Origin of the sequence: Streptomyces sp. 3MP-14 (assembly GCF_006334905.2) — a bacterium.
Lineage (GTDB): Bacteria > Actinomycetota > Actinomycetes > Streptomycetales > Streptomycetaceae > Streptomyces > Streptomyces triticirhizae.
Genome location: NZ_VDLZ02000002.1, coordinates 177,619 through 191,857, shown reverse-complemented (window position 1 = coordinate 191,857; position 14,239 = coordinate 177,619). Strand labels below are relative to the sequence as shown.

General features: G+C 71.8%; 11 protein-coding genes. 3 read left to right on the top strand and 8 right to left on the bottom strand.

The genetic code is table 11. The features are described from left to right. Nucleotides 1-79 precede the first annotated feature (79 nt). The 3 genes from FH609_RS03265 to FH609_RS03255 all read right to left on the bottom strand — a co-directional run bounded on the left by FH609_RS03265 (nucleotide 80) and on the right by FH609_RS03255 (nucleotide 4,945). Nucleotides 80-1,390 (bottom strand): ABC transporter substrate-binding protein, encoded by a 1,311-nt coding sequence (locus FH609_RS03265; RefSeq protein ID WP_139673702.1) that lies wholly within the window; start codon nucleotides 1,388-1,390, stop codon nucleotides 80-82. 1,340 nt (nucleotides 1,391-2,730) lie between these two features. After that, a complete protein-coding gene (locus tag FH609_RS03260; protein ID WP_139673699.1) occupies nucleotides 2,731-3,969 on the bottom strand; it encodes a DUF4032 domain-containing protein in 1,239 nt (412 codons plus the stop codon). Between the two features lie 124 nt (nucleotides 3,970-4,093). After that, complete coding sequence (locus tag FH609_RS03255) at nucleotides 4,094-4,945, bottom strand: endonuclease I family protein (RefSeq protein ID WP_139673696.1); 852 nt, start codon at nucleotides 4,943-4,945, stop codon at nucleotides 4,094-4,096. Nucleotides 4,946-5,155: 210 nt separating this feature from the next. Between FH609_RS03255 and FH609_RS03250 the strand changes: the two genes are divergently transcribed. The 3 genes from FH609_RS03250 to gndA all read left to right on the top strand — a co-directional run bounded on the left by FH609_RS03250 (nucleotide 5,156) and on the right by gndA (nucleotide 8,410). After that, on the top strand, nucleotides 5,156-5,917 hold the full coding sequence (locus FH609_RS03250) for a ZIP family metal transporter (RefSeq protein WP_139673694.1): 762 nt from the start codon (nucleotides 5,156-5,158) through the stop codon (nucleotides 5,915-5,917). 85 nt (nucleotides 5,918-6,002) lie between these two features. Continuing rightward, nucleotides 6,003-6,833 carry an aldo/keto reductase gene (locus FH609_RS03245; protein WP_139673690.1) on the top strand — a complete coding sequence of 277 codons (831 nt, stop codon included), beginning with the start codon at nucleotides 6,003-6,005 and terminating at the stop codon, nucleotides 6,831-6,833. A 140-nt stretch (nucleotides 6,834-6,973) separates the two neighbouring features. Continuing rightward, nucleotides 6,974-8,410 carry an NADP-dependent phosphogluconate dehydrogenase gene (gene gndA, locus FH609_RS03240; RefSeq protein ID WP_139673687.1) on the top strand — a complete coding sequence of 479 codons (1,437 nt, stop codon included), beginning with the start codon at nucleotides 6,974-6,976 and terminating at the stop codon, nucleotides 8,408-8,410. A 101-nt stretch (nucleotides 8,411-8,511) separates the two neighbouring features. On the opposite strand, the gene FH609_RS03235 is transcribed toward gndA, so the two are convergent. From FH609_RS03235 to FH609_RS03215, 5 genes are read right to left on the bottom strand one after another with little or no spacing between them, the layout of a single operon-like run. After that, a complete protein-coding gene (locus tag FH609_RS03235) occupies nucleotides 8,512-9,945 on the bottom strand; it encodes a GH1 family beta-glucosidase (protein ID WP_139673684.1) in 1,434 nt (477 codons plus the stop codon). 20 nt (nucleotides 9,946-9,965) lie between these two features. Next, complete coding sequence (locus tag FH609_RS03230) at nucleotides 9,966-10,961, bottom strand: ABC transporter ATP-binding protein (RefSeq protein ID WP_139673680.1); 996 nt, start codon at nucleotides 10,959-10,961, stop codon at nucleotides 9,966-9,968. Beyond that, the gene (locus FH609_RS03225; protein ID WP_139673677.1) at nucleotides 10,958-12,025 is read right to left on the bottom strand and encodes an ABC transporter permease; all 1,068 of its coding nucleotides are present in this window, start codon (nucleotides 12,023-12,025) and stop codon (nucleotides 10,958-10,960) included. The genes FH609_RS03230 and FH609_RS03225 overlap by 4 nt, the downstream gene beginning before the upstream one ends. Nucleotides 12,026-12,030: 5 nt before the next feature. After that, complete coding sequence (locus tag FH609_RS03220) at nucleotides 12,031-13,011, bottom strand: ABC transporter permease (RefSeq protein WP_139673674.1); 981 nt, start codon at nucleotides 13,009-13,011, stop codon at nucleotides 12,031-12,033. After that, nucleotides 13,008-14,144, bottom strand: coding sequence for an ABC transporter ATP-binding protein (locus tag FH609_RS03215; RefSeq protein ID WP_139673671.1), 1,137 nt, complete (start codon nucleotides 14,142-14,144; stop codon nucleotides 13,008-13,010). The genes FH609_RS03220 and FH609_RS03215 overlap by 4 nt, the downstream gene beginning before the upstream one ends. Nucleotides 14,145-14,239: the final 95 nt, after the last annotated feature.

Here is a 14,239-nt window from a genome sequence, read left to right as displayed (position 1 = left end):
CGGGGCCCGGGTCGCCCGGGTCCCTGGTCCCCGGGGGCCGTGCGCCGGCCCCCGGGGGCGAACCTTGGTCGCCGTGGTGCTAGCCGACGGCGCGGGCGATGTTCTCCTCGGTGGCGGTCCAGGCGTCCTCCGGGCTTCTGCCCTGGGACTCGATCAGTTGGAGGCCCTGGGTGAAGGCGTCCTTGATCGTGCCGTCCTTGCGTCCGAGCACCTGCTCGTCGGGGATCTCCTGGGCGGCGGCGCCGAAGATCTCACCGATCGGGGCGTCGTTGAAGTAGGCGGAGGACGTCGTGGTGACCCCCTCCGACTCGATGGCCTGCTCGGAGGACGGGAAGTTGCCCAACTCCTGGAAGATGTACTCCTGTTGCTCCGGGGCGGTGAGCCAGGCCACCAGGTCCATCGCCTCGTCCCGCACCGGGCTGTCCTCCACCACGGACAGGAAGCTGCCGCCCCAGTTGGCGCCCTGGGGCGCCCGCGCGATGTCCCAGTTGCCGGCGTTGTCCGGGCCGGCCTTCTCGCTGATGTGGGCGAGCATCCACGCCGGGCAGACGGCCGTCGCGAAGGTGCTGTTGGCCAGGCCGGGGTCCCACTCCGGCTGGTACTGGCGCAGGGCCGCCGTCATCCCGGAGGTCGCGGCCCGCGAGGCGAGGTCCCAGGCGTCGAGCACCACCGGGTTCTCGTCGTAGATCAGGTCGCCCTCGGCGTTGTAGAACTGCTCGGAGCTGCCGTAGACCATGGCGTTGAACAGACCCGTCGAGCTGTCCATGTAGGACAGGTCGGGGTCGGGCGAGTTGGCCATGAACGTCTCGCCGACCTCGACGTACTTCGACCAGTCGCCCGCCCAGAGCGCGGCCACGTCCTCCCGGTCGGTGGGCAGCCCGGCCGCCTCAAACATGTCCCGGCGGTAACAGACCGCCATCGGCCCGATATCGGTGCCGAGTCCGAGCACCTGACCGTCGGGCGTGGTCATCTGGTTAAGCTTCCAGGGCAGGAAGTGATCGGTCCCGGACATCCCGGAGAAGTCGGCGAAGCTGTCCGCCTGGGTGTCGACGATCTCCTTGGCGCGGCCGATCTCGATGCCCTGAATGTCCTTCAGGCCGCTGCCGGCGGCGAGATGGGTCTGGAGCGCGGTGTAGTAGGTCTGTTCGTCGCCGGCGACCTCGGCCTCGATCTCGATGCCGGGGTTCTCCTCCTCGTACCGCTCCAGGATGCCGGTCTCCTCGAAGCCCATGACGCCGAAGAGGCCCATGGTGATGGTGACCGTGCCGTCGTCCGAACGCCCGCCCTCGCTGCCGCCGCTGGTCGAGCACCCCGCGAGCAGGACGAGCGGCAGGGCCGCCGCCACGGCGGTCCCCCAGCGGGAACGGGTCGACTTCCGGAATCTGCCCATGCGGTCCTCCTCGCGCCGGGGCCCTCGCCTCGGACGCCACGACTAGCCCGTGCCGGGTGGCGGGAGGCAACTCCCGTTGCCCATGGGAGCGGTCCCACCGCAGGGAGCCTGACTCCTCGTCATGGCGGTGTCAAGACGGGTGCTGGACGCTGCCGCTGGGCTTTGGGCGGACGCGCCGCCGCCGCGCTGCGCGCGGCGTGCTGGCCGCGCGGGAGCGCGGGGGGCTGGCCGCGCGAGGTGCGGGTGCGCTGGAGCGCTGGCCGCGCGGGAGCGGGTGCACGCCGGCTGCGGCCGCGCGGGAGCGGGTGCACGCCGGCTGCGCCGCGCGGGCGGAAGGCACTCGGCCGCGTGAGGTGCGGGGTCGGAGCGCTCGCGAGAGGAAGCGCCGGCCGTGCGGGCTGAGGTGCGCGGACGGAAAGCACGCGGCCGCGCGAGGCGCCGAGGCGGAGGCGGGCGCCGGCCGCGCGGGCGGGGGTGCGTGAGCGAAGGCGGCGGCCGCGAGAAGCGCGGGACGGAGGCAGGGCGCGTGGGTGAGGGTGCGCGAGGGCGGAGGCGCTGGGCGCCGGCCGCGCGCGAGCGAGATGCACGCGGGGCGCGCTCCGCCGAGCCGGGGCCCGCCGCTGCGCGCGCGACGCGCCCGTTGAGGACCCGGAGCGGTGTCGGGGATATCGCGGGTCGTTGAACGATCTGTTCACTTCCAAACGGGCACCTAGAAAAAGAGTCCCCCACCCCGGCACGCCCGCCTTCGGGAGTCGGCGGCGCGCGGACTACCAAGACGGCAGGCGATGTTCGCGCGGCAGCGTGGTCGTTAACCGAAGCCACCACCCACCGGCCGCCGACCAGAACAACCGGCACCGTCCCTTTCAGTCGTCCGACGATCGGTCACGTCCAAGACGGGCGACATGCCGGGGCAGGCCGGCGAAGCCGGTGCGCGCCACGCACGCCCCCAGCGGCCAACCGACCCCCGAACAAGCCGCAGTCCCCGCGCCCGGAAGGCACGCACCGCCATCACCCACCACCCCCACGACAACAAACCCCACCTCCTGGAAGCCGCGCCCCCCTCCCAGCCAGCCCCTTGCGGTCATTCGTTACGCCCGCACCCGGCCGATCGTGCGCCATCTAGGCCCGGCGTAGTAGCCCGCGCCAGAACCCCAACCCCCCACAACAAGCCTCGTCGACCAACAAACGACCAGTCGGGCTGCCCCGCACCGGCCACCGGCCCGCACCCGAAGGCCCCGGCGCTCGGGGCCCCCAGGGCCCCGGCGCCCCACGCGCCACGCAGCGCGCACCGCGCCCCACGCCCCACGCCCCACGCCCCACGCAGCGGCACGCCGCTCCGGTCACTCCTCCCCGTCGAGGACCGGCTCACCCGCCGGACGGTTGGGAAGGATGTTCGTCACGTAGTCCTCTATCGCGATGTCCATGCCCACGTCCCGCTGGGCCCGCTCGGAGAGCGTCAACCGGTGTTCCAGCAGCTCGTGATAGATCTGCGCGGTGTCGATGCCCTCGCGCAGCTCGTGCGGCACGCCGCGCACCGCCGGCCGGAACACGTCGCGCACCCAGCGGTGGGCCAGCACCTCGGGCCGGGCGCCGAGCGGGTCGCCGGGGGCGTAGTCGTCCTGGCCCGCCATCCAGGTCTCCAGGTCGTTCAGCAGGCTGCGCGCCTGGTTCTCCTCGGCGTCGAGGCCGGTCAGCCGCAGCAGCTGCCGCTGGTGGTGGCCGGCGTCCACGACCTTGGGCAGAAACGTGACGTGGTCGCCGTCGGGCGAGCGTTGGATCTGCATCTCGGCCACGTCGAAGCCGAGTTCGTTGAGCCGCCTGATCCGCCGGTCGATGTAGTGCTTCTTGTCCCTGGGGTAGACCGAGGTGCGGGTCAGCTCGTGCCACAGCTCGCCGTAGCGGGTGACGATCTCCTCGCCGAAGAGCACCGGGTCGACCGAGGGGTGGAGCGAGCCGCCGGCCTCCAGGTCCATCAGTTCGCCGGCGATGTTCACGCGGGCGACCTCCAGGTCGTACTCCCGCTGGCCCCGGCTCAGCCGTGGCTGGATCTGTCCGGTCTCGGCGTCCACCAGATAGGCGGCGTAGGCGCCGGCGTCGCGGCGGAAGAGTGTGTTGGACAGCGAGCAGTCGCCCCAGGCGAAGCCGTCCAGGTGCAGCCGGACCAGCAGCACCGCGAGGGCGTCCAGCAGCCGCTTGATGGTGGTCGGCCGCATGGTGGTCTCGAACATGGAACGGTAGGGCAGCGAGCCCTTGAGCTGGCGGGTGATGAGCACCGGCTCAAGGGGCCCGCCCAGGGCGTCCGTTCGGCCGGTGACCACGGCCACCGGGTCGACGGACGGCACCTCAAGCCGGTCGAGGTCGCGCAGCAGCTCGTACTCGCGGACCGCCGCCCACTCCCCCACCTCCTTGACCGCGAACACCTCGCCGCCGGCGCGCGCGAAGCGCACGACGTGCCGGGAGATGCCCCGGGGCAGCGAGACCAGGTGTTCCTCTGGCCAGTCCACCAGCGGGACGTCCCACGGCAGGTCGAGCAGCGTGGTGGGGTGCTCCGGGTCGGTGGCGGTGATCTGGAGTTCCATGGCCCCAGTCTGCGCCATCGCCCCGCTGACCTGGCCGGCGGCCCGGCGCGTCACCAGCACACCCACGCGCCGCCGGGCGTCGGCGCGCCAGCAAACACCCGACGCGCCGACGGATCTCCGCGCGTTACCAGATCTCCTCGACCCACTCGGGGTGGTCGACGAACGGGTTGCGGTTGCCCTGGAAGTCCTCGAAGACCGTGGCGTTGCGGGCCTCCTCGGCCGCGCTCGGCGGGTCCTGGGCGTGCCAGTCGAGCAGGGTGGAGAGCCGGCCGAGGTAGGGCACCGAGCCGTTGCCCGTGGAGTCGTTGACCTCCAGGTCGGCGAAGCCGTCGCCGCCCTCCCAGCGGACGGCCATGTAGAGGGCCATCCGGGCGATGTCGCCCTTGACCTCGTCCCTGGGCTCCCAGGAGTCGGCGTCGGTGTAGTTGCCGGGGGCGCGCGGGGACTCGGTGCCGCCCTCGTCGAAGTCCTTGTTGCCCCGGTCGCTGTTGACCTGGACGTCGCTGGGCCGCAGGTGGTGCAGGTCGGTGCCGGGCCCGGGCGAGGTGCCGAAGTCGCCGTGGGACTGCGGCCAGACGTGCTCGCGGTTCCACTGGCCGACGTTGCCGCCGTTGGCGTCGGCGTCGCGGGAGAGGCCGGTGTAGAGCAGGATCACGCTGTCGGGGTCGGCCGGGTCGCGGTCGGTGACCTTGAGGGCGTCCCAGACCTGGGAGTACGTGAGGGTGGTGACGTCGGTGCTGATGATCTCGTGGAGCGCCTGCTTCAGCGGCTCGCCGGTCAGCCCCTCGGCGTCGGCGTAGTAGTCGTCGACCACGTCGGCCGGGACAACGGGCACGGCCGGGACAACCGGGACGACGGGCGCGGCGGAAGCAACGCGCGCGGCGGGCTCGGCCGGCGCGGCGCCGAGCAGGGGAACGGTGAGCGCGGCGGCGGTCGCCGAGACGGCGAGCGCGCGGCGGAGGTGGGTGGGAGGCATGTGGGGGGACTCTCCTCGGTCGGGTAACGCCGCGTGGCGGTGCGGGCGTTGGACGAAAGGATTCTTCCCACGGAACGCGGTTGACGCGCGTTGCCACCGTTTCGTCATGACCTTGTCATCAACGCGTCGGGGCGCGGACACGCCGCCCCGGACACGCGTGCCGTGCGCCGCCTCCCCCGATCCGGCCGGCCGGCGCGGTAGGCAGGCGGCATGTGGGAGATCGTGCTGGCCGGCCTGTGGGGCCTGGTCGCCGGCTCGGCGCTGCTGCTGGGCGCCGGGGTCGGCTACGGGCTGCGGGTGCCGAAGTGGCTGATCGCCGCCGTGATGGCCTTCGGCTCGGGCGTGCTGCTCTCGGCCGTCGCGTTCGAGCTGGTGGGCGCTGCGTTCGAGGAGTCGGGGATGGCGCCGGCTGTGGTCGGAACCCTGCTGGGCGCTGGCGCCTACACGCTGGGCAACGCCTGGCTGGCCCGGCGTGGCGCCCGGCACCGCAAGCGGTCCGGGCACAACGCGGGCCAGCGCCAGCCGTCGGAGTCCCAACAGGGCGGTTCCGGGCTGGCGTTGGCGTTGGGCGCGCTGCTGGACGGGGTGCCGGAGACGGCCGCGATCGGGGTGAGCCTGCTGGACGGCGGGGCGGTCTCGATGGTGACGGTGGTCGCGGTGTTCCTGAGCAACGTGCCCGAGGGCCTGTCCAGCGCGGCGGGGATGCGGCGCTCCGGCCGGGGCGCCCGCTATGTCTTCGGGGTCTGGGGCTCCATCGCGGCGGTCAGCGCGCTCTCGGCGCTGCTGGGCTACGCGGTGTTGGGCGGCTTTCCCGAGGCGGTGGTCGCGGCGGCGACGGCGGTGGCGGCCGGGGCCATCCTGGCGATGGTCGCCGACACCATGATCCCGGAGGCGTTCGACGACGCGCAGCTGGCGATCGGCCTGATCCTGGTCTGCGGCTTCCTGGTGTCGTTCGGCCTGTCGCACGCCTGACGTGACGGCCGGCCGGGGCATGGCGGGCCGCGTTCGGGGCGGCGCCCTGGCTACCCTGGCGAGATCGCCTACCGGAGGAGGAGCAGTGCCGGCCGCCCCCCACCACACCCTCAACGACGACCACCCGTTGCCCGCCGTGGGCTTCGGCACCTATCCGCTGAGCGACGCCGAGGCCGAACGTTCCGTCGCCGACGCGATCCAGCAGGGCTACCGACTGATCGACACGGCCGTCAACTACCGCAACGAGACCGGCGTCGGGCGCGGCATCGCCGCCTCGGGCCTGCCGCGCGCGGAACTCGTCGTCACCACCAAGCTGCCGGGCCGCCACCACGGCTACGAGGAGACGCTGGCCTCGTTCGAGGAGTCCAGGTCCCGGCTGGGCCTGGAGTATGTCGACCTGTATCTGATCCACTGGCCCAACCCGAGCGTGGATCGCTATGTCGACTCCTGGCGCGCGATGGTCAAGCTGCGGGACGAGGGGCTGGTGCGCTCGGTGGGCGTCTCCAACTTCACGCCGGCGCAGCTGACGCGGCTGCGCGAGGAGACCGGCGTGGTGCCGGCGGTCAACCAGATCGAGCTGCACCCGCTGCTGCCGCAGGACGAGGCGCGCGCCTTCCACGCCCGCGCGGGCATCGTCACCGAGAGCTGGAGCCCGCTCGGGCGCGGCAGCGACCTGCTGCGGGACGAGCGGATCGGGGAGATCGCCCGGGCGCACGGGGTGAGCCCGGCGCAGGTGATCCTGCGCTGGCACCTGCAACTGTCGGCGGTGCCGATCCCGAAGTCGGCCGACCCCGAGCGCCGAAGGGGCAACATCGATATCTTCGGATTCTCGCTCGACGCCGAGGAGATGGCCGCCGTCGCCGACCGCCCACACCGGCGGTTGGGCGGCGATCCCGACCACCACGAGGAGATGTGAGGCGGCCACTCCGCGCCCCGGGCGGGCGAAGCGGCACCACCAGCGCCGCGTCGCCCAGCACGGCCGGGGCGCGGCCGAGCGTTCCGTCCCGACCGGGCCCATCCGGTCGGTGACCATTCCACTATGGGAGTTGATTGAAGATGGCTGGGCAGGCCCAGATCGGGGTCACGGGGCTGGCGGTGATGGGCCGCAACCTCGCCCGGAACCTCGCGCGTCATGGCCACACGGTGGCGGTGCACAACCGAACGGCCAGCAGGACGCGGGAGTTGGTGAAGGAGTTCGGCCACGAGGGCACATTCGTGCCGGCCGAGTCGGCGGAGGAGTTCGTCGCCTCGCTGGAGCGGCCGCGGCGGATCGTGGTGATGGTGAAGGCGGGCGCGCCCACCGACGCGGTGATCGACGAGTTCGCTCCGCTGCTGGAGCCCGGCGACATGATCATGGACGGGGGCAACGCGCACTTCGAGGACACCCGCCGCCGGGAGGCGGCCTTGAAGGAACGCGGGCTGCACTTCGTCGGCTGCGGCATCTCCGGCGGTGAGGAGGGCGCGCTGCACGGGCCGAGCATCATGCCGGGCGGCTCGCGCGAGTCCTACGAGGCGCTGGGCCCGCTGCTGGAGAGCATCGCGGCCCAGGTGGACGGCGAGCCGTGCTGCGCGCACATCGGCCCGGACGGCGCGGGGCACTTCGTGAAGATGGTGCACAACGGCATCGAGTACGCCGACATGCAGCTGATCGCGGAGGCGTACGACCTGCTGCGCCGGGTCGCCGGCTACGAGCCGGAGCGGATCGCGGAGATCTTCCGCACCTGGAACGAGGGGCGGCTGGACTCGTATCTGATCGAGATCACCGCCCAGGTGCTGGCGCACCGGGACGCCGCGACGGGCAAGCCGTTCGTGGACGTGGTCCTGGACCAGGCCGAGCAGAAGGGCACCGGGCGTTGGACGGTGCAGACGGCGCTCGACCTGGGCGTTCCGGTCTCCGGCATCGCCGAGGCGGTCTTCGCGCGGGGCCTGTCGGGCCACGCGGAGCTGCGGAAGGCGGCCCGTTCGCTGCCCGGGCCCGACCGCCCGGAGCTGCACCCGGACGACGCGGCGCGCTTCGCCGACCAGGTGGAACAGGCGCTGTACGCCTCGAAGATCGTGGCCTACGCGCAGGGCTGGCAGCTGATCCAGGCCGGCAGCGAGGAGTACGGCTGGGACATCGACCTGGCGTCGGTGGCCGCGATCTGGCGCGGCGGCTGCATCATCAGGGCGCGGTTCCTCAACGGCATCCGCCGGGCGTTCGGCGAGGGCGAGGCGCCGGTGACGCTGCTGACGGACGAGCTGTTCGCCGAGGACCTGGGCTCGGCGCAGAACTCCTGGCGCCATGTGGTGGCGCGCGCGACGGAGTTGGGCGTTCCGGCGCCGGGCTTCTCGGCGGCGCTGGCGTACTACGACGCGCTGCGCGCCGACCGGCTGCCGGCCGCGCTGATCCAGGGTCAGCGGGACTACTTCGGCGCCCACACCTATCTGCGGGTGGACCGGCCGGGCAGCTTCCACACGCTCTGGGGCGACGACCGCTCCGAGGTGGCGGGCTGACGTTCCGGTAGGAGAACAGGCCGGCGGGGGCGGACGTTCGAGGTGGCCGAACGTTCGCCCCCGCCGTTTCCCTGGGAGATGTGGTCTGGTGGCGCGGCCGGCTAGCCGCCCCGGGTGAGGCGGACGGTGTCCCGGTACCAGGCGCCGCTGTCCTTGACGGTGCGCTTCTGGGTGTCGTAGTCCACCCGGACGATGCCGAACCGCTTCTCGTAGCCCTCGGCCCACTCGAAGTTGTCGAAGAGGGACCAGGCGAAGTAGCCGCGCACGTCGGCCCCCTGGGCCCTGGCCTCGGCGACGGCCGCCAGGTGGCTGGCGAGGTAGCCGACGCGGTCGGCGTCCGGCACCGCGCCGTCCTCGGCGACCCGGTCGTCGAAGGCGGCGCCGTTCTCGGTGATCACCAGCGGCACCCCGTACTCGCGGTGCAGCCGCAGCAGCAGCCTGGTGAGCCCGGAGGGCACGATCTCCCAGTCCATCGCGGTGCGCGGCAGGCCGAAGGGCACCATCCGCACCACCGGCAGGCCCCGCTCGTCGGTGGTGGCGCCCTCCTCGTCGGTGCCGGCGAACTGGTGGCTGGTGTAGTAGTTGACGCCCAGCAGGTCCAACGGCTGCGCGATGGTCGCCAGGTCGCCGTCCTGGACGGGCAACTCGACGCCGTGCGCGGGGAGTTCGGCGAGCAGGTCCTCGGGGTAGCGGCCGTGCACCAGGGCGTCCAGGTAGAGCCGGGTGCCCAGCGCGTCGGAGCGGCGCGCGGCCTCCCGGTCCCGCTCGTCGTCGCTGGCGGGGCTGCCGTGGCCGAGGTTGAGCACGATGCCCAGGCTCAGCTCGTTGTCGGCCTCGGCCGCCGCCGCCCGCATCCGCTGGGCGGCCAGGCCGTGGCCGAGCAGCAGGTGGTGCACGGCGTGCAGGGCGTCGGAGAAGTTCTTCCGACCGGGGGCGTGGATGCCCTCGTGGTAGCCCAACATGGCCGAGCACCAGGGCTCGTTGAGGGTGGTCCAGTTGACCACCCGGTCGCCCAGCGCCCGGTAGGTCAGCTCGGCGTACTCGGCGAACCGGTAAGCGGTGTCCCGCTCCGGCCAGCCGCCGGCGTCCTCAAGCTCCTGGGGCAGGTCCCAGTGGTAGAGGGTGGCCCACGGGGTGATGCCGTGCTCCAGCAGGGTGTCGACGAGCCGGTCGTAGAACGCGATGCCCTTCGCGTTGACCGGCCCCTTGCCGCCGGGCTGGATGCGGGGCCAGGCCAGCGAGAAGCGGTAGCTGTCGACGCCGAGGCCGGCGATCAGCTTCACGTCCTCGGGCATCAGCCGGTAGTGGTCGCAGGCGGTGTCGCCGTTGTCGGCGTTCACCACCGCGCCGGGCACCCGGCAGAAGGTGTCCCAGATGGAGGGGGTGCGGCCGTCGGCGTCGGTCGCGCCCTCGATCTGGTAGGCGGAGGTGGCGACGCCCCAGGTGAAGTTCTCCGCCAACTCGGGGATGGCGCGGGGCGCGCCCACGGGGGTCGTCTCGGTGGGTGTGCTGGTCGTGGTGGCGTGGGCTGTCATGACGCTTGTGGTCGCTCCTGTCAGTGGTCGGCGTGCAGCCAGCAGGCGACGGTCCGTGAGCCGTCGCCCGGGACCGGTTCCAGCGCGGGCACTCGCTGGTCGCAGGGCTCGAACGCCTTGGGACAGCGCGGGTGGAAGGCGCAGCCCGGGGGCATCGCCGTGAGGTCGGGCGGCGATCCCGGGATGCCGGTGAGTTCCCTGCGCGGCCCGTGCAGCGCGGGGAAGGAGTGCAACAGGCCGTGGCTGTAGGGGTGGTGGGCGGTCTGGTAGATCTCCTTGGCCGCCGCCTCCTCGACGATCCGGCCCCCGTACATGATCGCGATCCGGTCGGAGAACTCGATCAGCAGCGAGATGTCGTGGGTGATGAAGACGACCGAGAAGTCCAGCTCGTTGCGGAGCCGGGACAGCTGCTTGAGGATCTGGCGCTGCATCACCACGTCCAGCGCGGTGGTCGGCTCGTCCAGGATCACGATCTCGGGGTCCAGGGCGAGCGCCATGGCGATCATGACCCGCTGCCGCATCCCGCCCGAGAGCTGGTGCGGATAGCTGGCCAGCCGGTCGGCCGAGATGCCGACCAGCGACAGCAACGAGGCGGCCCGCTCCTGCCGTTGGGCCGAGGTCATGTCGGGCCGGTGCGCCTTGAGCACGTCGGTGAGCTGGGAGCGCACCGTGTGCACCGGGTTGAGGGAGTTCATCGCGCCCTGGAAGACCAGCGAGATCTCGGACCAGCGGAAGGCCCGCAGCTGCTCGGAGTCCAGCGACAGGATGTCGATGTCGGTGCCCTGCCGGGGGTGGTAGCGGACCTCGCCGCCGGTGATCACGCCGGGCGGGGACAGCAGCCGGGTGACGGCGTAGGCCAGCGTCGACTTGCCGGAGCCCGACTCGCCGGCCAGTCCCAGGACCTCGCCCCGGTGCAGGGTGAGGTTGATGTCGCGCACGGCGTGCACGGCCTTCTCGCCCAGCCCGTAGTTGACGTTCAGTCCGGAGATCTCCAGGACGGGTGGGGTGCTGCTCATGCCTGGTCGTCCTTCCGGATGGTGCCCTGCGGCGCGCTGCGCGGCGGCGGGGCCGGTGCCGGCACCTTGGCCAGCGGGCCGGCGTTGGCCGCGTTCGCCGGGACGCCCGGGTGGTCCCGCAGCACGGGCGTGAAGCCGACGCGCATCGTGACGGTGCGGTCCGCCTTCTCGTTGCGCAGCCTCGGGTTGATGAACTCGTCGATGCCATAGTTGATCAGCGCCAGCGAGGTGCCCAGCAGCGCGATGCACAGCCCGGCGGGAACGAACCACCACCAGGCGTCCTGGGCCAGCGCCTGGTTGTTCTGCGCCCAGAACAGCACCGTGCCCCAGTTCCACTCGGAGATGTCGGCGATCCCTATGAACGCCAGGGTGATGTTGGAGAGCACCGCGAAGATGACCGTGCCGATGAAGCCGGTCGCGATCACCGGGGTCAGGTTGGGCAGCAGCTCGAAGACGATGATCCGCCAGGTGGACTCGCCGGTGGCGCGGGCGGCCTGGACGTAGTCCCGGTTGCGCAGCGAGAGCGTCTGCGCCCGCAGCACCCGCGCGCCCCAGGCCCACGAGGTCAGGCCGATCACGGCCGCTATCGTCAGGTCGTTGGTCTCGGGCAGGAAGCTGGTGATGATGATGATCAGCGGCAGCCCGGGGATGACCAGGAAGATGTTGCTGAGCGAGGAGAGCGCGTCGTCGCCGAAGCCGCCCAGATAGCCGGCGGTCACCCCGATCAACACGCCCAGCACGGTGGCCAGTACGGCGGCGACGAAGCCCACCACCAGCACGCCCCTGGTGCCGACCAGGATCTGCGAGAAGATGTCCTGCCCGGTCTGGGTGGTGCCGAAGGGGTGGTCCCAGGACGGCGAGGCCATGATGTTCGGGCCGCGCGCCGACGGGTCGTAGGGCGCGAGCATGTCGCCGAAGATGGCGAGCAGCACGAAGAAGCCGAGGATGGACAGGCCGACGAGGGTCTTGCCGTTGCGCAGGAAGCGCAGCTTGTCGCGGCGCGGGGCCGACGCGTCGGTGTCGGCCGCGGCGACGACGGCCGACTCGGATGCCTGGAGCGCCATGACCGTCACGCCTCCCTTCGGGTTCGCGGGTCGAGCAGCAGGTAGATGAGGTCGGCCACCAGGTTCGCGGCCAGCACCGCGAGGGTGATGATCAGGAAGACGCCCTGCATCAACGGGTAGTCCTTGGCGCCGACGCCCTGGAAGAGCACGAAGCCGATACCGGGATAGGAGAAGACCATCTCCACCAGCAGGGTGCCGCCGACGATGAAGCCCAGCGAGAGCGCGAAGTTGGAGATGCTCGGCAGGATCGCGTTCCTGGCGGCGTAGGAGAACATCACGCGCCGCTCGGGCAGGCCCTTGGCCTGGGCGACCAGCACGTAGTCCTCGGCCGAGACGGACACCATCATGTTCCGCATCCCCAGAATCCAGCCGGCGATGGCGCTGACCACGATGGTGATGGCCGGCAGGGTGCCGTGGTAGATGGTGCTGGAGATGAACGGCCAGTCGAACGCCGGCACCAGGCTGTTGTCGTAGCCGCCGGAGGCCGGGAAGACCGACCACTGCACGGCGAAGACGGCGATGGCGATCAGGCCGAGCCAGAAGTACGGGATGGCCGAGAGAAACGTGGTGACCGGCAGCATGTTGTCCACCCAGGAGCCGCGCTTCCAGCCGGCGTAGACGCCGATCGCGGTGCCCAGCAGGAAGCTGAGCAGGGTGGTCAGGCCCATCAGGCCCAGGGTCCACGGGATGCTCTGGCTGATGATCTCGGAGACGCCGGTCGGGAAGTAGGTGAACGAGGTGCCCAGGTCGCCCTGGAACAGGTTGCCCCAGTAGTCGAGGTACTGCTGCCAGACGGACTCCTGGTTGTCCAGGCCGAACAGGGTCCGCAGCGAGTCGATCGCCTTGCTGTCCAACTGGCCGGAGTAGCGGGTGATCAGCGCCGCGACGGGGTCGCCCGGCATCAGCCGGGGGATGAAGAAGTTGATGGTGATGGCGGCCCAGGCGGTGAAGAGGTAGAAGCCGAGCCGCTGGATCAGATACCTCACGCCGACGCCTCCTGGGGCGCGGACCGCGCGGGGGCGTCCTCGGCGTACAGCCAGCAGGCGGCCCACTGGCCGTCGGCCAGGTCGAAGCGGGGCGGCACCTGGGTGCGGCAGCGCTCCATCGCCTTGGGGCAGCGCGGGTGGAAGCGGCAGCCGCTCGGCGGGGAGATCAGGCTCGGCGGCTCGCCGGCCGTCTCGCTCTCCTCCTCCTCGACGACGACCTCGCCGCCGGCCGGGTCGACCGTGGTGGCGGCCTGGTGGTCGGCGACGATCCGGTCCGGGTCGGGCGCCGACGAGGTGAGCAGCTGGGTGTAGGGGTGGGCGGGCCGCTGGGTGACGGTCTCGCTGTCGCCGCCCTCGACCATCCGGCCGGCGTACATCACCAGCGTCTCGTCGGCGAAGTACCGGGCCGAGGCGATGTCGTGGGTGATGTAGAGGATGGCGAGGTTGAGGCGTTCCTTGAGGTCGCGCAGCAGGTTGAGGATGCCGAGCCGGATCGAGACGTCCAGCATCGAGACGGGCTCGTCGGCCAGGAGCACGGACGGGTCGGCGGCCATGGCGCGGGCGATGGCGACCCGCTGCCGCTGGCCGCCGGACAACTCGTGCGGGAAGGAGTCGAGATACCGCTCGGGCGGGGTGAGGTGGACCCGCTCCAGCAGCTGGGCGAGGGCCTGCTCCAGGTCCTTGGCGGTGCGCCCGGCGCGGTTGTGGATGCGCAGCGCGCGGGTGAGGTGGTACCGCACGGTGTGCGTGGGGTTCAACGAGCCGAACGGGTCCTGGAATATCAGCTGGACCTGGCGACAGTAGGCGCGGAAGGCGCGGCCCTGGCCCACCTTGGTGGGCTTGCCGTGCAGCAGCAGCTGCCCCGAGGTGGTCGGGTACAGCTGCGCCAGGAGCCGGGCGATGGTGGACTTGCCCGAGCCGGATTCGCCCACCACGGCGGTGACGGAGCCACGGCGGAGCTTGAGGGAGACGTCGTCCACCGCGTGCACGACCGGGCGGTTGCGGTCGGCGAAGTTGCGCAGCGTGCGGCGAACGGCGAAGTGCTTGCTGATGGCGCGCGCCTCAAGGACCACGTCGCCAACGGTGGGCGGGCTGTTGGTCGCTGTGCCGGGTGGGTCGGGAGTCTTGGCCATGACGGTGTGTTTTTCCTGTCGTACGTCGGCGAGAGCGCCCGCCCCCGCCGCCTGGGGCGTGGGGGTGGATGTGCGGCGGGGGCGGGCGGGCTAGG